The 20,568-nt window shown below is 64.0% G+C and carries 13 protein-coding genes; 9 read left to right on the top strand and 4 right to left on the bottom strand.

Features of this window, described 5'->3' with window-relative positions:
* The first annotated feature begins 258 nt into the window (after positions 1-258).
* On the top strand, positions 259-510 hold the full coding sequence (locus tag C446_RS10085) for a hypothetical protein (RefSeq protein WP_006672992.1): 252 nt from the start codon (positions 259-261) through the stop codon (positions 508-510).
* A 198-nt stretch (positions 511-708) separates the two neighbouring features.
* On the opposite strand, the gene C446_RS20015 is transcribed toward C446_RS10085, so the two are convergent.
* Positions 709-3,186, bottom strand: coding sequence for a glycosyltransferase (locus C446_RS20015; protein WP_006672991.1), 2,478 nt, complete (start codon positions 3,184-3,186; stop codon positions 709-711).
* Positions 3,183-4,610, bottom strand: a complete 1,428-nt coding sequence (locus C446_RS10075; RefSeq protein ID WP_006672990.1) for a DUF2334 domain-containing protein — start codon at positions 4,608-4,610, stop codon at positions 3,183-3,185. The genes C446_RS20015 and C446_RS10075 overlap by 4 nt, the downstream gene beginning before the upstream one ends.
* 215 nt (positions 4,611-4,825) lie before the next feature.
* Here C446_RS10075 and C446_RS10070 point away from each other — a divergent pair, with 215 nt between their 5' ends.
* The 4 genes from C446_RS10070 (at position 4,826) to C446_RS10055 (ending at position 10,795) form a co-directional block, all read left to right on the top strand.
* The gene (locus C446_RS10070; protein WP_006672989.1) at positions 4,826-8,218 is read left to right on the top strand and encodes a PAS domain-containing protein; all 3,393 of its coding nucleotides are present in this window, start codon (positions 4,826-4,828) and stop codon (positions 8,216-8,218) included.
* Between the two features lie 78 nt (positions 8,219-8,296).
* The gene (locus C446_RS19550) at positions 8,297-9,181 is read left to right on the top strand and encodes a winged helix-turn-helix transcriptional regulator (protein WP_006672988.1); all 885 of its coding nucleotides are present in this window, start codon (positions 8,297-8,299) and stop codon (positions 9,179-9,181) included.
* Complete coding sequence (locus C446_RS19545) at positions 9,168-9,644, top strand: response regulator (RefSeq protein ID WP_006672987.1); 477 nt, start codon at positions 9,168-9,170, stop codon at positions 9,642-9,644. The genes C446_RS19550 and C446_RS19545 overlap by 14 nt, the downstream gene beginning before the upstream one ends.
* Before the next feature lie 50 nt (positions 9,645-9,694).
* Positions 9,695-10,795, top strand: coding sequence for a hybrid sensor histidine kinase/response regulator (locus tag C446_RS10055; RefSeq protein WP_006672986.1), 1,101 nt, complete (start codon positions 9,695-9,697; stop codon positions 10,793-10,795).
* A 57-nt stretch (positions 10,796-10,852) separates the two neighbouring features.
* Here the strand turns inward: C446_RS10055 and glmS are convergent, their stop codons facing one another.
* Entirely contained in the window at positions 10,853-12,646 is a 1,794-nt protein-coding gene (glmS, locus tag C446_RS10050) for a glutamine--fructose-6-phosphate transaminase (isomerizing) (RefSeq protein ID WP_006672985.1), read from the bottom strand.
* A complete protein-coding gene (locus C446_RS10045) occupies positions 12,646-13,815 on the bottom strand; it encodes a sugar phosphate nucleotidyltransferase (protein WP_006672984.1) in 1,170 nt (389 codons plus the stop codon). The genes glmS and C446_RS10045 overlap by 1 nt, the downstream gene beginning before the upstream one ends.
* A gap of 309 nt (positions 13,816-14,124) precedes the next feature.
* On the opposite strand from C446_RS10045, the gene C446_RS10040 reads away from it, so the two are divergent.
* From C446_RS10040 to C446_RS10025, 4 genes are all read left to right on the top strand, one after another.
* Positions 14,125-14,868, top strand: a complete 744-nt coding sequence (locus tag C446_RS10040) for a DNA polymerase sliding clamp (protein WP_006672983.1) — start codon at positions 14,125-14,127, stop codon at positions 14,866-14,868.
* 335 nt (positions 14,869-15,203) lie between these two features.
* Positions 15,204-18,461: a S8 family serine peptidase gene (locus C446_RS10035; protein WP_083861106.1), complete on the top strand. Its 3,258-nt coding sequence runs from the start codon at positions 15,204-15,206 to the stop codon at positions 18,459-18,461.
* Between the two features lie 43 nt (positions 18,462-18,504).
* Entirely contained in the window at positions 18,505-19,872 is a 1,368-nt protein-coding gene (locus C446_RS10030) for a carboxypeptidase-like regulatory domain-containing protein (RefSeq protein ID WP_006672981.1), read from the top strand.
* On the top strand, positions 19,869-20,568 hold a 700-nt coding region (locus C446_RS10025), incomplete at its 3' end, for a hypothetical protein (RefSeq protein ID WP_006672980.1). The genes C446_RS10030 and C446_RS10025, both read left to right, overlap by 4 nt.

Here is a 20,568-nt window from a genome sequence, read left to right as displayed (position 1 = left end):
CCTGCCGGGGGCCCACTACTCGAGGTGTTGCTATAGTACCAACTGCAACGATTTGCACACTGATCGCCGATCCATCTGGCGAGCAGGTGCGCACTGACTTGCAGTGGCTACTATAGTTCCCGTTACCGAATGGAAGTGACCCAGTCAACGGCCGACCGAAGGAGTTGCCGGAGTGGTCGATCCCGTCATAGCAGTGTGGTCGATCGGACGGCAGTTTCCTGCACGCCCCTTACGGACAGCGCCCCCAACCGATCCCGTATGGAAACGCCACCGGAACTCGAGGACGCCGCAGGTGACCGAGCGGACGTAAAGATCAGCGACCACGAGTACGACGAGGAACACGTCATCGCCGTCGACTTTGGCCGCGATGCCGGCAGCATCTCCCTCGACGTGGTCGACGACACGGCGATCGTCGTCGTCGGACGGGAACAGTTCGAGTTCGACGTCCCGGTCGACGCGACCGACGTGAGAGTCAACGACGGGATTCTTACGATCCGGGAGGAGCTGTAAGACCGTCTCTCGAGAGTGTGCGGATCGACTATAGTGGCCACTGTCAGTACGCACCTGATCGCCAGACGGACCGGTGATCAGTGTGCAAATCGGTGCAGTTGGTACTATAACGGGGGCGTTCGAGTCGCGAGGTCCGGAGTTCGAGTCTCGAGCGACGATCGCGATCCTCGACCCACGAATCACAGGGACGACGGCCGTTCACCGACCGTCGTTCGGGTCGTGGTCCGTGCCGGAATCGTCCGTCCGAGAGGAGTCTTCGGCCTCGGTTTCGCTGGGCTCGGACGGCGGTGGTGCTTGCTCCGTTGCCGGCCCGTCCTCGTCGGATGGAACGTCCGCCGACCCGCGCTCCGACGCCGCCGGCATCTCCGCGTCGATACTCCCCGCATCTCCCGGCGTCGTCTCGGACGACTCCCGATCGGACCGCCCCGTATCGCCGTCGGCCGGCCCCGCGTCGGTCGCTTCCTCGCCGCTTCTGTTCCCGAGGTCCTCGTCGGCCCTGATATCGGGCTCGAGGTCCCCGTCTGTCAGTTCGGACGGGTCGACCTCGAGTTCGCGACTCGCCGCGCTCTCGACCGCCTCGCGGTCGGCCTCGATCGGGTCCCGCTCTCTCGTCTCGTCGTCCGGCTCCGCCATCCGATCGTCGGAAGCGACGCGAGTTCCGTCGACCGGGTCGTCAGAGACCTCGTCGTCGGAGACAGCCGGCTCCGGCACGGCGGACTCGTTCGTCCCGGTGTCGCCCCCGGCCTCGTGGCTCGGCTCCAGCGTTTCCTCGGGGAACGACGCCTCGAGTCGGACGGCGTCGTCGGTGATCTCTCGAACGGCGTCGGCGGCGAGCGGGATCACATCGTCACTCTCCCAGCCGAGAACGGCCCTGCCCGAATCGACCACGTCGGGGTCCGGTTCGACGGAGGCGGTCTCGTCGTCGACATCGACGATGGTACCGAGGATGTCGCCGCTTGCGCTCTCGACGGGTTTGCCCACGTCGTCGACTGTGAACGTCGTCATACGTCGCGATAGCGTCGGTGTCGGAAAGCCCTCCGTGCCTGCAAACCACGGGTTGGGTGACGCCGACGGGGACGGCCCATCGGAGCCGACGGCCCGTCCGATCGCTGGAAGGGGGGACCCGCGGACCTGTTCTACCCGCGTGGCGCTCGTCCAGTCGAGGTTTCGGTCGGCGAACACGTCGACCATACACCGGAGGTTGAGCGCGTCGTGGAACTGCTTGTAGCCGACGACGAGCAGCGGCGTGTAGACGAGCAGTCGCCAGTCTTCGCCCTCAATCTGGATACCGAGCGCGGCGATCAGGAGAACGATGCTCGTAAAGAAGACGAAGATCGCCAGTACGTTGAGGAGAGAGCCAGTTGCCGCGAGCCAGACGATGTACCCGAAGATGACGAAGCTCGCGGCCGGGATGAAGAACATCTCGACGAGTCGGAACGGAAGCGCGATCCGGTTGAGATAGTCGTATCGGGCGTCGGTGACGACCTGCCAGTGTTTGAGGATCGTCATGTAGTTGCCACGGTACCAGCGTAGCCGCTGTCGGTACAGATCACGCCACGTGGCCGGGGCCTCCGTGTAGACGCGTGCGTCGCTGACCGTGACGCGATAGCCGGCCCGAAGCACCTTCATCGTGACGTCGAAGTCCTCGGTGAGCGTGTCCGGGTCGTAGCCGAACACCTCGTCTAACACCTCTCTGCGGTAGGCACCGAGACAGCCGGGGACGACCATGACGATGCCGAAGTAATCGAGCGCACGCCGGTAGATGTTCACGCCGATCGTATACTCGAGTTGCTGACAGCGGGTCACAAGCGAGTCGCGGTTCCAGATCGTGACGTTGCTGGCGACCGCGCCGATCTCCGTCTCCGGGTCGTCTCCGAACGGCGCGACGATGTGTTTCAGAGCGTCGGAGGCGACGAGACTGTCGGCGTCGACGGTGACGATCACGTCGTTCGAGGCGAACAGGAGGCCGTAGTTGAGCGCGGAGTATTTCCCGCCGTTTTCCTTGCTGACGACGCGGACGCGATCGGAGACGCCAGCGTAGGCGCTGGCTTCGGCGTAGGTTCCGTCGGTGCTCCCGTCGTCGATAGCGACGATCTCGAGGGCGTCCTCGGGGTAGTCGGCGTCGAGCAGGGCCTGGATCGTCCGGCCGACGTACCCCTCCTCGTTGTACGCGGGGATCAGGACCGTGACGTCGGGGTACGGCGGTTCCGGATCGAACGTCGATCGGCCGATCTGGTCGTGAAAGAGCGCGATGAACGCGATAAACCAGTAGTAGACGAAGATCAACAGCACGGCTCCGAAGTGGACGAACGCCATCGCCGACGGGCGAAGCCAGCCGAGGTGGACGACGACGGCGGCGTACGCGACGATCGAAACGGTCAATGCTCGAGTGCCGAAGAACCCGCGGTACTGGGGGGCGCGTTCGATCACGTAGTACGACCAGCCGAAATACGCCACGAGCAAGCCACAGAGGAGAACGATCGAGTAGAGAACGCCCCGCCCCATCACCTCGATCAGCAGGCCGAACGGGACGAGCGCCGAGAGGAACAACGCGAGGGGCCGCCAGTTAACCGCTCGCAGTCCTCGGCCGCCACGGGAGAGGCCGCGAACGACGGCGCGTCCGCGCTCGCGGACGGCCTCCACGGTTCGTCGCCGGGGAACACGGTCGAGGCTCATCCACCCACCCAGCGCTGAACCGTGGCGACGAGGTCGTCGGCTGCGGGCAGTGATGCCCCGTCCGCGGCCACGGGAACCGACGCTTCGGCGACGGCGGCCGGAACCGTGCCGTCGACGACGGCCGCGATCGGTTCGAGGACGCGCCAGCCGTCGTCGGTCTCTTCGATCTCTCCCTCCTCGAGACCGAGGGCGAACTGTTCGACCGTCATGAAGGCGACGCCGCCCTCGGATTTCATGTGCTCGATCAACGACTCGAGCATCTCGAGGTCGTCGTCGCTCGTGAAGTACTGGTAGTGAAACATCACGACCAGAACGTCGTTGTCGGCGTGGGACTCGTCGAACGAGTGGGTGAGTGTCTCGAGGTCCTCGAGAGGGACGTCGTCATCGTCATCGTCATCGTCGTCCGCACCGTCTCGATCGTAGGCAGTCCAGTTCTCGACGGCCAGATTCTCGGGGACGTGGCGGAGTGATTCGTTCTCGTCGTCGAAAGGAGACGCCTCGTCGTAGTAGTCGGCGGTAAACCACGAGCCGCCGGAAACGGTCGTGTAGTTGGCCTCGGCGAGCACCTCGACGGTCCGATCGTCGTACGTGTTCATCGGGGGAACGAACGTCGAGGACGGCGAGTCGACGCAGTCGGCCAGGAGCTCTTGGCCGGCCACCAGTCGTTCACGTTGCTCGTCGACCGGCAAGCCACCGAACTCGCTTCCGCCGGAGAACTCCGTGATGGGTTCGTGCGTGTAACCGTGCAGCGCCATCTCGAACTGCCCCGGGTGGTCGGCCTCGAGCGAACGGAGGTACTCACAGGTTCGTTCGTCGTCGGTGATCGGGGCGTCTCCCTCGACCATCGGGATGATCGCGAGCGTAACCGGTATCTCCGCCTCGATGAACACGTCGTTGACCGCCCGGAGTTCGTCGTGGAGGTACCACGGCTGGATGTCGTCGTTGCGGAAGACGACGATCGAGTCGTACTCTTCCCACTCCCGATCGACCGCGACCTGGTCGGGTTCGTCGTCGAGCAACGGCGTGACGGAGACGGCACCGGCGACCCCGGCGACCAGCACCGTCAGGACGAGTAGCGACGTCAACAGCTGTCGTACCGCATCGGAGCGAGGCAAGAACCGCTCTGGAACCCAGTTCCAGTGGTCGTCCTCCGACGGAAGCGTCGGAAACGTGACCGATGGGAGTTCCGAGCGCGAGACGGGGATGTCGGTCGCTGGAGTCGATCGGTGGCCACAGTCGAGACAGTGGGTCGTCGTCCCGACGGCCCGTACCGTCTCCGCGGTCGGCGTCCGGCGACACTTCGGACAGCCGTCCTCGAACGATTCACTGGGGGCGATGTGACCACACTCGTGCTCGAGGACCCGATCCTCGACGACCGACTGTGACTGACACTGCTCACAGCGGCCGTTTTGGACATCACTCATACTGTACGGGAGTCGCGGAAACTACCTTTCGTGTATGTTATCTGAAGGTAACCGGACCGGGTAACCTGAAGGGTATCGATCGCCGCCCACTGGTTCTTCTATCGGCAGTTACCGGACAGAACGACAGTTTTGTCCGACTGTCTGACGGGGGGAACGTTCACCAATACTATCAAGAACCCGATAAGAATATGCCCGGTCGTAACGTAGGACGGAGAGTGAGTACGACGCCATCGCGACCGCTCTCCGACCTCGCCCTGTCGATCGGGGCGGCAACCCAGCGAACGACCCCGGCCGTCGAGCTGCTCGCCGCCTACCGCGATCACCTCGAGTGCGCTGTCGTCGCGGTGTACGAACGGACGACCGGCCCGAACGGCGAACTGAGCTATCGGCGATCGGCGGCGGTGCCGGCCGGTGTGTCGGGCGGGAAAGCGTTTCGGGCGGCGATCGATCGCTTACCGGCGGGCGACGATCGGTCGTTCCGGGCGACGCTGCCGATCGTCGACGTCGTCGATGGTTCGCAGTACTGTGTGCTCGATCTGCCGGACGTCGGCGTGCTGGTGCTGGTGACGGACGAACCGTTGGCAAGCGAGACGATCGACGCGCTCGAGCGACTCAACGACCGGGTCGCGTCGTCCCTGGCTGGCCGAACGACGGCAGGCATAGCCACCACCGTGTCGGACGACCCGGCGGGGATGGGACGGAACCCAGAACGAAAGCGAGAGCGAGAGCGAGAACGAGAACGAGAGCGGCAACGGCTCGCGGCGAACACATTCGAGACGCTTCCGTTCACCGTCGCCGTAATCGACGCCGACGGGGAGATTCTTCTGACGAACCGAGCCTGGCGCGAGTTCGGGACCGGTGACGATCACGTCGGCGAGAACTACCTCGAGACCGCGGCGATAGCCGACGACGAGCACGCTCGTCGCGCAGTCGCCGGTATCGAGGCAGTGCTGTCGGGTGACCGAGAGACGTTCACGATGGAGTACCCCTGTCACTCCCCGGAGCGGGATCAGTGGTTCCTGCTGCGTGTGAACCGATTTACCGTCGACGGCGAGGTTCACGTCTCGATCAGTCACCTCGAGATCACCGAGCGTCGCGAGCGGGAGATCGAACTCGAGCGCAACCAGGACTTCCTCGAGACCGTTCAGGAAAGCGCCGCGATCGGGGCCTGGGAGTTCGACCTCGAGTCCGGGAAGCTCCGGTGGGAGCCGGAAGTCTACCGCATCCACGAACTCCCCCTCGAGTACGAACCGACCGCCGAGGCAGCACTGTCGTTTTGCCATCCGGACGATCGACCGAGGGTCGCCGACGCGTTCGAGTCTCTCGTCTCCGACGGAACGCCGTTCGACCTCGAACTCCGACTCGTGACGGCGACCGGCGACTACAAGTGGGCCAGGGTTCGAGGTGATCCCCACTACGACGGCGACGAGCTCGTCAGCGTACGCGGCATCTCCCAGGACATCCACGAGCGAAAGACACACGAGATCGAACGCGAGCGGATCACGAACCGGTTCGAACGCTTCGCCGGCGCGGTTCGGAACGGCTTCTACCTGATCCGGCCGGATTACTCGGAGGCGCTGTATCTGAACTCCGCTGCTTCGAAGGTGTACGGCGTCCCCGAGGAGAAACTCCTCGAGGACCCGTTGGCGTGGCTCGAACACGTACACCCCGACGACATCGATCGAGTCACACGGCGAATCGAGGACCGCGACCCGGCACTGGCCGACGGCTCACAGAAACTCGAGTTCCGACTCGAACACCCCGACCGCGGACTGCGGTGGCTGTTGAGCAGGGCACACGCGGTGTTCGACGACGACGGCGAGGTGATCCACCTGGCCGGCGTGACGACCGACATCACCGAGCGTCGCCGGCTCGAGGACTCGGTCCGACGAAGCGAGACATCGCTGCGGCGACTCGTGGCACTCGCCGCGGATACGGAGCTGTCGGTCGAGGAGAAACGCTCGCGGATGCTCGCGCTCGGTTGCGACTATCTCGGGGTGTCCTGTGGGTTCGTGAGCCGGCACACGGACGACGACTGGACGATCGTCGACGTTAGCGGCTCTCATCCCGAAATCCGGTCCGGAGACCCGCCACCGGATACTCCGTGTCGACGACGGATGCTCGAGGAGGAGGGCGTCGTTGCGTTCGCCGGCGACGGCGACGAAGGTGGGGAGGGTGACGTGCGTGACGTAGACGACGACTCCCAGTTCCCCTGTTTCCTCGGGGGACGGGTGACGGTCGACGGCGATCTATACGGGACGCTGTGCTTCGTCGACGAAACCCCCCGGGACCGCGAGTTCACCCCGACGGAACGGACGTTCGTCGAACTGCTCGTCCAGTGGCTCGGGTACGAACTCGCCGGACAGAACGCCGAACGGATGCTCCGGGGACTCAACACGACCGCACGCCGACTCGTATCGGCCGGGACTCACGCGGCGATCGGTTCGATCGCTACTGCGTGTGCGGACGATGTCCTCGAGTTTCCGATCGCGGGCATCTGGACCCACGACGAGCGACAGAACACTCTCGTCCCGCTCGCCGCGACGACCGGGAGCGACGCGGTCGTCGACGATCCGCCGACGTTCGAACGGGATGACGGTCCCATCTGGTCGGCCTTCGAAGCCGGTAACCGGCGCGTCTACGACGACCCCGAGATCGCGGCGAGAGTGTACGACCGGCCGACCCGGATTCGCGCGGTGGCTGTCATCCCACTCGGTGACTACGGGGTGTTGCTCGCGGGGGCGACCGAGCAACGGTCGTTCGCCGAGGGCGATCTGACCCGCCTCGAGATGCTCGCCTCGACCGTCGAAGCAGCACTCGAGAGAGCCAACCGCGAACAGCTACTGCGTGAGACGCGAGCCGAACTCGAACGCTCGAACCGGAAACTCGAGCAGTTCGCGTACGCGGCCTCCCACGACGTCAAAGAACCGTTGCGGTCGACGGCGAACTACCTCACGCTGTTTCAGGAGCTGTACGAGGAAGGGGACGCGATCGATACAGCAGGGCTCGAGTTGCTCGAGCAGGCGGTCACCGGGACCGAGCGTATGCGATCGATGATCGACGGGCTGTTACACTACTCCCGTGTCGAGACCCACGGCGAACCGACCGACGCCGTCCCGCTCGAGGAGGTCCTCGAGCAAGCGACGCGTAACCTGGCGGTCCGGATCGAAGAGACGAACGGGACGATCACCCACGACACGTTACCGACCGTCCGGGGCGATACTGGACTGCTCGTGCAGTTGTTCCAGAACCTCCTCGATAACGCGTTGAAGTATAACGACACGCCGACCCCTCGCGTTCACGTCACCGCCGAGTCGGACGTGCCGACACCGAGTGACCGTTCCGCCTCCGTCGCCGGTCGATCCGAGACGGCGGATCGGTTCCACCGAATCCGTGTCGAAGACGACGGCGTGGGGCTGGACGCGGACGCGGCCGGCCGGGCGTTCGACGTGTTTGAGCGGCTCGGTCGACGGGACGACGAGGGGACCGGGATGGGACTCGCACTGTGTCAACGTATCGTCGAGTACCACGGTGGAACGATCACTCTCGAGTCGGAGCCGGGAAGCGGAACGACCGTCGAACTCCTGCTTCCCGGGACGGAACCGTGACGTCGTCGGACGACTGGGTCGTCGGGCGCACACTTATTACCGTTGCTGTCGTAAACGATTCGAGAACGAAACGAACGCATGACAGACGCTGATCCGGCGGATTCGGTTGCGCGGTCGGTACTGGGCACCAAGTGGAAACCACGGGTGATCAGCGCGCTCGCGACCGACGGCAAACTGGGATTCGGTGCCCTCCAGCAGGAACTGGACGGCATCTCGAGTAAAGTGCTCTCGAGCAACCTCGAGGACCTCCTCGAGCGCGACGTAATCGCCCGTGACGTCGTCCAGGAGCAGCCGCGCCGAGTCGAGTACGAACTCACCGCCGCCGGTGACGCACTCTATGCGATTCTCGAGCGGATGATCGAGTGGGACGAACAGTACGTCGAAGGGGCGGGACTACCGACGGTGTTGCTGGCCGAGGACGACCCCCGCCTCCTCGAGATGTATTCGCTGTGGCTCTCGACCGAGTACGACGTTGTGACGGCCGAAAACGGGCGTGACGCGCTTCGGGCGCTCGACGAGTCGGTCGATGCCGCGATGCTCGACCGCGGTATGCCAGGGTTGACCGGCGACGAGGTCGCCGCGGCACTCAAGAGCATCGGCCAGCCGACGCCGATCGGCTTCCTGACCTCGATGCAGGTCTCGCCGGCGGACGCCTCACTGCCGGCCGACCGGCTGTTGTGTAAACCCGTCTCGAAAGCGAAACTCCACGAGGCGATCGAAGACCTGCTCGGACTCGACGAGCGGTCCGCACTCGCTCGCGACGTCGAGGCACGAAAACACCGACTGACGTTCGTCGAACGGCACCTGGGCTCGGGCGTCACCGGGACCGACGCCTACGAACGAGCGCGTGCGGAGCTCGAACGGGTCGAAGCCGACAGGAAGGCGGCACTCGAGGAACGGGAGCCGTGGCGGCGGTACGTCGAGTCGGCCGACGACGAACACACCACGGATGAGAAACAGTAGTGCTCGAACGAGAGCGGACGATACAGGGACTCACGACGCCGTCGAGGACGTGGTGTACGTCGAAGACAGCGACGACGACGCGACGATGATCGAAACCGTCGTTTCTCAGACCCGGTGTGTCGCCGACCTGACGCGTGTCGACCGCGCTGCCGACGCACTGGCGCTCCTCGAGGCGGTCGAAGCCGGCGACCGACGCCGACCGACGCTGCTTCTCGTCGACGTGAACCTCCCCGACGGATCGGGCTTCGACGTCGTCGAACGGGCCCGGGACACCCATCCTCGCTCCGTGCTCCCGATCGCCGTCGTCACCGGCTCGGCGTCGCCCGACGACGTGCGGACGGCATACGCCGCGGGAGCGAACGTCTACGTCGTCAAACCGTTGTCGTTCGTCGAGTTTCGACAACGGCTGGCCGGTCTCTGTCGGTTCGTCGCCGCAACCGAGCCGACCGACGAATCGGCGTGAGGATCGCCCCACCCCGGAGGAATTTGTCGCTGTAGTGCGTTCGTTAGCACATGGACCCCCTCGAGACGCGGTCGGTACTGCTCGTCGAAGACGAAGACGACGACGCACGCCTGTACCGAACGATGCTCCAGCAGCTTCAGGCCGACGCACTCGAGGCGGCGTCGCTTCCGTCGATCGCCGTCGACCGCGTCGAGAACCTGTCAGCCACCGTCGATCAGCTCCAGGAGGACGCGTCGGCGATCGACGTCGTCCTGCTCGATCTGAACCTCCCCGACTCGAGTGGGCTGGAGACGCTCGAGTCCGTCCTCGAGCAAAGCGACGGGACCGCCGTGGTCGTCCTGACGGGTATCGACGACGGCGCGATCGGCCTCGAGGCCGTCGAGCGCGGGGCGGAGGACTTCCTCGTGAAAGACCACGTCACCCCGCGAGTCCTGACGCGGACGATCAACTACGCGATCGAACGGAAGCGACGGACGCTCGAACTCGAGCGCCAGCGCCGCGAACTCGCCGTGTTGAACTGGCTCATCCGACACGAGATCAGAGACGACGCTGCGGTGATTCTCGGCTGGATCGAGGCACTCGATCCGGACGACCCCACCGAAGAGCGGATCGTCTCGCGGATCGTCGAGGCCGGCGAGCACGTCGTCGAGTTGACCGAATCCGTCGGTGCGATGGTCGAGGCACTCGAGGAGCCGGCGGCAACGCTCGATACGGTCGTCCTCGAAGCGGTCCTCCAGGAAGAGATTGCGCGACTCGAGACACGCTACGAGGACCTCGACGTCGCCTTGGACGGCGCGGACGGAACGACCCGGGTGCGTGCGGACCGCTTTCTCAACGTCGTCGTCCGAAACGTGTTGACGAACGCGGTCGTACACGACGACACCGGAACGCCGGAACCGACGGTCACGGTTGTCACAGGGCAGAACAACGACGAACTGGTCGGCTTTCAGGTCGCCGACAGCGGACCGGGACTGCCGACAGCCAACCGCCGTCGCGTCGTCGACCGTGGCTGGTCGGGCGTCGACGAGCGAACCGGGATCGGGTTGTACCTCGTCCGGACGTTCGTCGACCGCTACGGGGGCCGCCTCGAGATCGACGACAACGAGCCGCGGGGTACGATCGTCCGAATTCTGCTCGAGCCGGCCGAGTGAGCGGCGTCACTGCCTACCCGCTGTCCCGTATCGTATCAGCAACGATCCACGACCGTCTCACCGGACGGTCACGCTTTTCGCGAGGTTTCTGGGTTTGTCGATCGGACGGCCGAGCGCGTTGGCGAGCCAGTAGGCGAGCAACTGGAGCTGGACGTTCGCGACGATCGGCATCACGGCAGGGTGAGTCTCGGGAACCTCGAGGACGAACTCGGCGTGGCGTTCGACGGTTTCGGGCACGTCGGTGACGGCGACGACGGGTGCTCGACGAGCCTGGACTTCCTTGACGTTCCCGATCGTCTCGGCGGTGTGTTCGCGCCCCGAAACGAGCGCGAACACCGGGGTCTCGGCCGTGACGAGTGCGAGCGGACCGTGTTTCAGCTCGCCCGCCGGGAACCCCTCGGCGTGTCGGTACGAGATTTCTTTGAGCTTCAACGCTCCCTCGAGTGCGACGGGAGCGTTGTAGCCGCGGCCGACGAAAAAATAGGCGTCCGCATCGAGGAGTTCCCCGACGAGGTCGCGGACACTCGAGCGGTCGAGGACGGCCTGGATGTAGTCCGGCAGGCGTCGGAGCTCGCGAAGGAACTCGTGAGACTGCGGGCCGGCGAGAGCGCTCGCGAGCAACGAAAGGGTGACTTGCTGAGAGGCAAAGGACTTGGTCGCGGCGACGCTGATCTCCGGTCCGGCACGAACGTAACAGGCGTACTCGGCCTCGCGGGCCGCCGAACTCGCGACGACGTTGGTCACCGCGAGCGTCGTCGCTCCCGCACGGTTCGCGCCGCGAAGCGCCTGCATCGTATCCGCCGTCTCCCCGCTCTGGGTGACAGCGACGACGAGCGTGTCCTCGTCGACGGGTACCGAGCCGGCGTCGTACTCGCTGGCGACGAACGTCTGTGCCGGGATACCCCGCCGCTGGAACAGCCGCTCGCCGAACAGTCCGGCATGGTAGGAAGTGCCACAGGCAACGAGTTGGACCGACGACGGTTCCTCGAGCCCCTCGAGTTCGGGCAGCGAGACGGAAGCCGCCAGCTCTTCGACGCGACCCCGGAGACAGTCACGGATCGCACGGGGCTGTTCGGCGATCTCCTTTCGCATGTAGTGGTCGTAGCCGCTCTTGCCGACGGCTTCGGGGTCCCACTCGATCGTTTCGATCGGCTTGTCGAGGGGCGTCCCCTCCACGTCAGCGACGGTCACCGATTCGGGGGAAACGGACGCGAACTCGCCGTCGTCGAGGTAGATCACGCGGTCCGTGTACGGGACGAACGCGGGCACGTCGCTCGCGAGGTAGTTCGCCCCCTCGCCGACCCCGAGAACGAGTGGCGACTCGTGACGTGCGGCGTAGATCGTCTCACACCCGGCGAAGACGGCAGCGATCGCGTAACTCCCCTCGAGCCGGTCGATCGCCCGCCGAAACGCAGTCTCCCGGTCGGCACCGGCCGCCCGTTCGCGCTCGATCAGGTGCGGGACGACCTCCGTATCGGTCTCGCTCACGAACCGACAGCCCGCCCCGGACAGCTCGTCCCGCAGCGGCCGGTAGTTCTCGATGATGCCGTTGTGGACGACCGCGACGGAGCCGTCCTCGTCCGTGTGCGGGTGGGCGTTCACGTCCGTCGGCGGTCCGTGTGTGCTCCAGCGCGTGTGTCCGATCCCGACGGTCCCCCGGAGCTCGTCGCCCGTCCCGTCCAGCGCGTCCTCGAGCGCCGAGAGGTCGCCCTCGCGTTTTTCGACGGCGAGGGACCCGTTCGTCACCGCGACGCCCGCGGAGTCGTACCCCCGATACTCGAGCCGCGAGAGGCCGTCGACGAGCATCCCGAGGACGTCGTCGGTGTCGGCACAGCCGATGATCCCACACATCAGGATCGCACCTCGGCGTCGGCAGGGATCGTTCCGTGGACGACCGCACCAGCGTCGATCTCGGCGGCGGCACCGACGATCGTTCCCGGGACGTAGGTCACGCCGCCGCGATCGGTGACCCGGTCCGCGAGCAGCGCCCCGATCGGTTCGCCCTCGAAGAACCGGTCGCCGACCCGAACGTCGCTCGGCCCGCCAGGGACGATCGAACCGTGGCCGACATCGACGCCGACGCCGGTGACGCAGTCGTCGACGGTCGCGTTCGGACCGATCCGGGTTTCGGCGTCGATCACGCTTCGCTTGACGACTGCGTTCGAGCCGATCGTCACGTTCTCACCGAGGCAGGTGTCCGGACCGACGACCGCTCCGGGTCCGATCTCACAGCCTCGGTCGACGACGGTCGGCGACAGCACCACCGCCGACTCGTGAACCGTCGCCGACTCGGCAACCGCATCCTGGACGATCCCCGCGTCGAACAGCGATCGAGAGACGTCGAGCAGGTCCCACGGGTACGTCGCGTCGAGCCAGTACCCGTCGGACCGGACGCCACGAACCGACTCGCCGGCCGCAAGCAGGGCGTTGATCGCGTCCACGAGCGATAGCTCCCCGTCGACGGGCTCCAGCCGTTCGATCGTCTCGAAGAGCGACGGTTCGACGACGTAGACGCCGGCATTGAGTCGGTACGGCCGTTCGTCGGTCGGGTTCTCGACGAGCTCCGAAACGGCCCCGTTCTCGAGGAGTACCCCGCCGTACTCGCCGATCGCCTGTCGCTCGAGGACACCGAGTGTCACGGGGGACGCGTCGTGGCCAGCGACGACGGCCTCGACGATCCGTCGATCGACGAGTTGGTCGCCGTTGACGACCACCGTCGGCCCGTCGACGACCGGAGCGGCGACCGCAAGTGCGTGAGCGGTCCCCAGCTGGTGGTGCTGTTCGACGTAGGTCAACTCGGCATCACGGTACGTCGAGCCGAAGTGCGATCGAATCCGATCCCCGCGATAGCCGACGACGACCGTGATCGAGCCGAGACCGGCATCGATCAACTGGTCGAAAACGTGCTCGAGGACCGGTCTCGTTCCTGCCGGGAGCATCGGTTTCGGACGGTTTCGGGTGAGCGGACGCAGTCGAACGCCCTCCCCGGCGGCGAGCACGACCGCGGACGAGACGCTCATGGGGGCGGTACGTCGTCGCTACGCTTTGTTTCGGCAGTCCTACAGCGATTCTCCCGCAGTGGGAGCGCCGACGAACGCGATCGCTGGGGAGAAACGACATGTTTCCGCCGTCGGCTCCGGCCCCGACCGTCCGACCCAGAACTGCCTCGCGGGCGTCGTGTCCCGTTCGACCGCGATATTCGGCTCTTCAGGGGATCAAAGCAGGTCTCGAGTACGAAAGCGTCGCTTACCCCGGTCGATCGGGCCGATCGACGCCCGCCCGCGCGTAAAGGGTGGCTTTTTATGTCGACCGTTCGTACCACGGCGTATATGTTCAAGGCCATCGTGAGCGCGGAAACGCTCACCAGCGCGCTCGACTCGGTGAGCGTGCTGGTCGACGAGTGTAAAATCCACCTCGAGGAAGACGGGCTCGAAATCCGGGCCGTCGACCCCGCTAACGTCGGGATGGTCGACCTCTCGCTCGACGCGGCCGCGTTCGAATCCTACGAGGCCGACGGCGGGCTGATCGGCGTCGACCTCTCCCGGCTCGAGGACATCGCGGGCATGGCCGACTCCGGCCAGCTCATCCAGCTCGAACTCGACGAGGAAACGCGCAAACTCCAGATCCAGATCGACGGGCTCGAGTACACGCTCGCGCTGATCGACCCCGACTCGATCCGCCAGGAACCCGACATCCCGGACCTGGACCTGCCCGCCGAAGTTATCCTCGAGGGCAAAGATGTCAACCGGTCGGTGACCGCCGCCGACATGGTCTCCGATCACATCGCGCTGGGCGTCGACGAAGGCGAGGAGTTCTTCTACGTCGACGCGGAGGGCGACACCGACGACGTCCACCTCGAGCTCACCCAGGAAGACCTGATCGACCTGCAGGTCGGCCCCGCACACTCGCTGTTCTCGCTCGACTACCTCAAGGACATGAACAAGGCGATCCCCGCCGACACCGAGGTCACGCTGCATCTCGGCGAGGAGTTCCCGGTCAAGATCTACTTCGGCTTCGCCGAGGGACAGGGCCAGGTCACCTACATGCTCGCGCCGCGAATCCAGAGCGACTAACTTCTCGGCTCATCCCCCATCTCGTTCTCGAGCCATCTATCCGAAACCGGATAGTTACGTCTTCCTGTTCTTTTCAGCCGTTCATCTATTTTAGTCGAGGCGAAGTATCAGTAATAGATAAGAACATCTCGGAACGTACTGCGGGTGGTGACGCGCGCGTTGGAATTCTAGTTTCGCCCCGAGAGCAGCTCGAGCGCCGGTTCGGCCAGTAGTTTTTTGAATGATCTTTTTAGATACTCGATCTATATGATTATTCTACTATCATTCGATACGAAATATTCTAGTTAGATTAATTATAAGTACATCCAGTGTGTGGGCCATGATGAGCTGTATCAATGACAGACTCACGCAGTCTTGTCGCTGTACTCGCGGTGTTCATGGCGCTGATGATGGTGACATCACCAGTGGCGATGGCCGCGGGACCAGCAACAAGCGGGGGAACAGCACACTCCGTCGACGAGGTCAATGTCGACGAAGTCACAACACAGACGGCAGATGACGTAGAGATACAATCCGAGCTTGCAGACGACGCCTCGGAGCAGGATCGTCTCGAAGTCATCGTCAACATGGATTCGTCGGAGTCTCTGTACGCTGAAACACTCAGCGAAGACTCCGTCGAAGCGACCATGCACGAGGCAGAAACCACCCAGGCTCCGCTAAAGGCCTACGCCGAAGATACCGACGGCGTGACGGTCGAAGACGACTTCTGGGCCACGAACGCGGTTCTGCTCGAGGTCGACACTACCGAAGTGTCGCTCGAACAGATCGCGTCCGTCGACGGCGTGATCGGACTGTACGAGAACGCCGAAATTCAGATTCCGGAGCCAAACGCTGAGGGCGACGCTGACGACGTCGATGCCGAGACCTTCGTTGGTGGCGGTGAGGACCCGACCACGACGTTCGGCCTCGATCAGATCGACGCGCCCGAGGCCTGGGACATCACAACCGGTGAAGGGGTCGACGTCGCCGTCGCCGACACGGGGATCGATCCGGATCACCCGGACATTGACCTCGACGAGGACAACTGGGTGAATTACGTCGATAGCGAGCAGGAACCACACGACGACCATGGTCACGGCACGCACGTCGCCGGAACCATTGCAGGAGGTGACGCGAGCGGTGCGAACATCGGCGTTGCTCCCGACGCAACGCTGCACGGCGTCAAAATCCTCGGCGCTGATGGTGGCGGCAGCCTGGCAGGCATTCTGGCGTCCGTCGACTACGCCATCGCAAACGACATCGACGTGATCAACTACAGTATCGGTGTCGGAAGCGGAACCTTCGCCGACTTCGCTGAGGAAATCTACACAGCGTACAACGACCACGACGTGGTCGTCGTCGGCTCCGCCGGGAACTCCGGTCACGGCATTGCGACGACCCCCGGCGACAACCCCGGTTCGATCACTGTCGGTGCGACCGATGACACCGAGGACGTGGTCGACTTCTCCAGTGGAGATTACATCCACACCGAAACCTACTGGGGTGAAGAGGCTCCCGAAGAGTGGCCCGACGAATACGTCGCGCCCGACGTGAGCGCGCCCGGTCACCTCGTCGCGAGCGCTGCTGCTGAAGGTGCCTACGAGGACGCACAGGTCCACGACGACCCACGTCTCGCATCGATCTCGGGTACCAGCATGGCCGCACCGCACGTGGCCGGTACGGCAGCACTCGTCCAGTCCTCGACCGAAGAGGACCTGGGTGCCGAGGATATTCACGAGACCATCGACGACACCGCACAGAACCCTGTCGATTCCGAAGACGAAGACGTTCGTCACGGTAACGGGATCGTCAACGCCTACGAAGCAGTGACCGAGGAGGTCGGAACGACCACTGTCGAGGGTGAGATCGTCGACCCCCACACTGGTAACGGTGTTCCCGGTGCAGTCGTCGAAGCGAGCGGCAGTGAGACGCTGACCGACGTTGACGGCGAGTTCGAGTTCGAGGTCAACGAGAAGATCGACGAACTCACCGTCACCGCCGACGGCTACGAATCGACGACCGCCGCGGTGGATCACTCCGACAGTGAGTACGACGTCGGTACGCTCGACCTGTACGCGACGCCCGCGTTCGACCTCGAAATGCCGGCTGACGAGATTTACGCGCTCGGTGTCCCCGGTCCAACCGACCAGACGCTCGATGATGTCTTCGACGAGACGCCCGAGGGAGTCGTCTACGAGTTCGACACCGACGACAACAGCTGGGAGCTGATCAGCGACTTCGATCAGGAAGTCGATCCGCTCGATGCGTACGCCGTCGTTGCGGAAAGCGACGCCAGCGCGACCGTCGAATTCACGGGCGAACCCGGCAGCAGTGCGACCGGCGTTCCCGCCGAAGGATCGGTCGACGACGGCTGGAACTTCGTGAGCGGCCCGGCGGCTGACTCGCCCGAAGACGCGTTCGAGGCGAGTACCGCCGACCCGGTCCAGATCTTCTCGATGCAGGAAGGACCGGAAGGTGCACTGGTCACTGAAGAGAGTGCCATCGGTGGCGCTCCGGCATCGATCGAAGGACACAGCGGCGAGCTGAACCCGTTCAAGGGGTACTTCGTCTACGCCGCTGACGACGGATCGGTTGGCACGCAGGTAACTACGGATACCACGTTCGCTGAGGCAAGCGAGATGCTCGGCTACGACGTGGGCACGATCGAGGGTACCGTCGAGCGGCCGAGCGGCGCTGGCTCCGAGACCGGTGACGCTGTCGAAGGCGCGACGGTCTACTCCGACACCGGCTTCAGCGCGACGACTGCTGAAGACGGTAGCTTCACCATCCCGTACGCGCTCGAAGGCGAGAGCATCGAGCTCCACGCCGACGCGGAGGGGTACGAACTGCAGGAAACCGAAGCGATCGAAGCGAGCGGTGGTGACTCCGGCGAGGAGATCACCCTCCACGCGGAGGCGATTCCGAGCGTCGAGATCACCAACGTCGACGCCTCCGAAACTTCGCCCATCACCGAAGGTGAGGAGTTCGAGTTCACCTACGAAGTGAGTAACGAGGGCGACCTCGACTTCGAGGGTGGCGTCGTCGAGAAGGCGACCGAGCGGAACGCGGTGAACTACACCGACAGCGAGCCGCTTGTACCTGATGATGACGAGGAGCACGAGACTACGATGGGCACCGACATCGGTGACGCAGGCATCGTGCCGATCACCGTCGAAGCCGGTGCCGAGCTCGACGAAGGGCTTACCACCGACAACCAGATCGACGGTCAAGAGGCCCGTGACACTGCGGGTGCCTACGTAGAGGCAGCCGAAACCGGCTCGATCTACGGAGACATCACCGACACTGCGGGTGACGGAATCGACGACGTCACCGTCACCGCGGAAGGTGACACTGCAGGACCGTACGAGGTAGAAACTGATGCAACCGGCTCCTACGAGATCGAAGACGTTGTCGCGGACGACGTCTACTCGGTCGAAGCCGACCACGATTACTACACTGCCGACGACGAGACCGGAGTCGAGGTCGACGCCGAGCAGGGCACTAGCGTCAACTTCGAACTCGCCGAGAACGGCGAACTGACCGGTACGGTGACGGCNTTACTACACTGCCGACGACGAGACCGGAGTCGAGGTCGACGCCGAGCAGGGCACTAGCGTCAACTTCGAACTCGCCGAGAACGGCGAACTGACCGGTACGGTGACGGCAAGCGGTGACACCGTCGACGCCCAGACGTTCGGCTCCGACGAGCCGATCGAAGGCGCAACGGTCGAACTGGTCGATATCGACGACGGTATCGAAGCAACGACTGACGAAAACGGCAACTACCACTTCGACAACGTCCCGGTCGGGACCCACGATGTCGAAGTGACTGCTGACGACTTCGCGACGGACGATTCGGTCGATGTCGAGATCACTGACGGTGAACAGACCGAGCAGGACTTCGCACTCGACTACGCCGAGCAGGGTACCATCGAGGTTGCGGTAACTGCAAGCGGTGACACCGACGGGTTCGGTACGGAAACTGTCGCGACCGACGAGCCCATCGAGGGCCTCGACGTGACGGTGTACGAGTCCGACGGTGATGAGACCGAAGTCACGACTGGACACACTGACGAAAACGGTGAGTTCGCTACTGATGTCGACGTCGATGTCGACGAGGGTTACATCGTCGAGGTCGATGGCGGCACAGAGTACGCGAACGCCCACGAAGAGAACGTCACCGTCTACTCCGACGAGACGGAGTCCCTGCACTTCGAACTGGACTACAGCGAAGCCAACGACCTCGAAGGGCAGGTAACCTCGGACGGTGAGACCGGAATCGAGGACGCTACTGTCGAGCTGTACGAAGTCGAACAGCTCGACACGTACTTCCAGTGGAGCGATATCGAGGAAGTCGACAACACGACTACCGACGCGGACGGTAACTACGAGATCGAAAACCTCGAAGTGAACGTCGAGGACGACGAGGGCTACGTCCTGGTCGTCAACGCCGACGGCTACGCGCTCGAAGAGCGCGAGATCGACGTCGGCTCCGACACGGAGGAAGTAGAGGACTTCGAACTCGACGAAGCGAGCGTCGAATTCAGTGACCAGGCTACCGAAGATGGTCAGACGATCGTCGTGGACGATATCCAGACCGTCAACGACGATGACTGGGTTGCTGTGTACGACGTGACCGAAGACGAACCAGAACAGGTTGGTGCGACGCAGTTCGACGGAACGTCGGCCGAAGAAGTGACCGTCGATCTGACCAGTCCGGCTGACTCCAGCGGTATCTACGAAGTCAGACTGTACGAAGACGGTGATGCCGGTCCGAACACTGACGCCTGGATCGGTGCCGAAGATATCGCAGCCGTCAGCATGGCTGAAGCCGACATCGTCTTCGACGGTGACGAAGGAGTCGACCAGGTCGAGACTGTCGAAGTCGAATCCGCAGAAGGCTTCGTCGATGTGAACTTCGACGGAGCACTCGAACCGGCGGAGNCATCGTCTTCGACGGTGACGAAGGAGTCGACCAGGTCGAGACTGTCGAAGTCGAATCCGCAGAAGGCTTCGTCGATGTGAACTTCGACGGAGCACTCGAACCGGCGGAGTACTTCGTCGGTATCACAGACGACGAAGACAACCTTGTCGGTGTCTCCGACCTGCTGACCGGAGACGAGTCGGACATCGAGATCGACGTCGACGCCATCGAGGAGACTGGCGATTACACGGCAACGCTCCACGGTGTCGACGACGAAGGCGAGGAAGTCGAACCTGGCGAGCCGATCCTGTTCGCCACTGACTCCGGCCTGGAAACGGTCTCGGAAACTGCTGAGATTACCGTCGAGGACTCACCTGATGGTACGGTGACCTTCGGCGAGACTCCCGTTGACGGTGACGAGGACGTGACCGCGGACGTTACGGAACTCGAAAACACTGAAGACGGCTTCCTCGTCGTTGAAAACCAGGCTGGAGACAACATCGTCGAAGGCGAGGAATCGGCCGAAGTGACCGAGACCGGCACCGAGACGATCAGCATCGACGAGGCTGCGACCGCTGGTGAGGACCTGACGGTCACCCTCTACGCGAGCGACACCCTGGATAACGAATCCGAACTCGATAGTGCGACCGAAGAGGTTGTTGGAGAACCTGACGCGACGATCACGAACGTCGAGGAGATTAACGCCAACGACGAAGAAGTGACTGCAACTGCCGAGTTCTCCGGTGAAGTCAGTGACGGCGAAGTCTACGTCACTGTCGAAGAAGATGACACTGCGC

It is taken from the genome of Halobiforma nitratireducens JCM 10879 (assembly GCF_000337895.1).
Classification (GTDB): Archaea; Halobacteriota; Halobacteria; order Halobacteriales; family Natrialbaceae; genus Natronobacterium; species Natronobacterium nitratireducens.
The sequence above is the reverse complement of the archived record's forward strand: the minus strand, read 5'-3'. Positions and strand labels throughout refer to the sequence as shown.

Bases quoted from the DNA above. Each gene is read 5' to 3' on its own strand.
- C446_RS19545 (WP_006672987.1), top strand. From the start codon at position 9,168: ATGAGAAACAGTAGTGCTCGAACGAGAGCGGACGATACAGGGACTCAC.
- C446_RS10045 (WP_006672984.1), bottom strand. From the start codon at position 13,815: ATGAGCGTCTCGTCCGCGGTCGTGCTCGCCGCCGGGGAGGGCGTTCGA.
- C446_RS10085 (WP_006672992.1), top strand. From the start codon at position 259: ATGGAAACGCCACCGGAACTCGAGGACGCCGCAGGTGACCGAGCGGAC.
- glmS (WP_006672985.1), bottom strand. From the start codon at position 12,646: ATGTGTGGGATCATCGGCTGTGCCGACACCGACGACGTCCTCGGGATG.
- C446_RS10075 (WP_006672990.1), bottom strand. From the start codon at position 4,610: ATGAGTGATGTCCAAAACGGCCGCTGTGAGCAGTGTCAGTCACAGTCG.
- C446_RS20015 (WP_006672991.1), bottom strand. From the start codon at position 3,186: ATGAGCCTCGACCGTGTTCCCCGGCGACGAACCGTGGAGGCCGTCCGC.
- C446_RS19550 (WP_006672988.1), top strand. From the start codon at position 8,297: ATGACAGACGCTGATCCGGCGGATTCGGTTGCGCGGTCGGTACTGGGC.
- C446_RS10055 (WP_006672986.1), top strand. From the start codon at position 9,695: ATGGACCCCCTCGAGACGCGGTCGGTACTGCTCGTCGAAGACGAAGAC.
- C446_RS10040 (WP_006672983.1), top strand. From the start codon at position 14,125: ATGTTCAAGGCCATCGTGAGCGCGGAAACGCTCACCAGCGCGCTCGAC.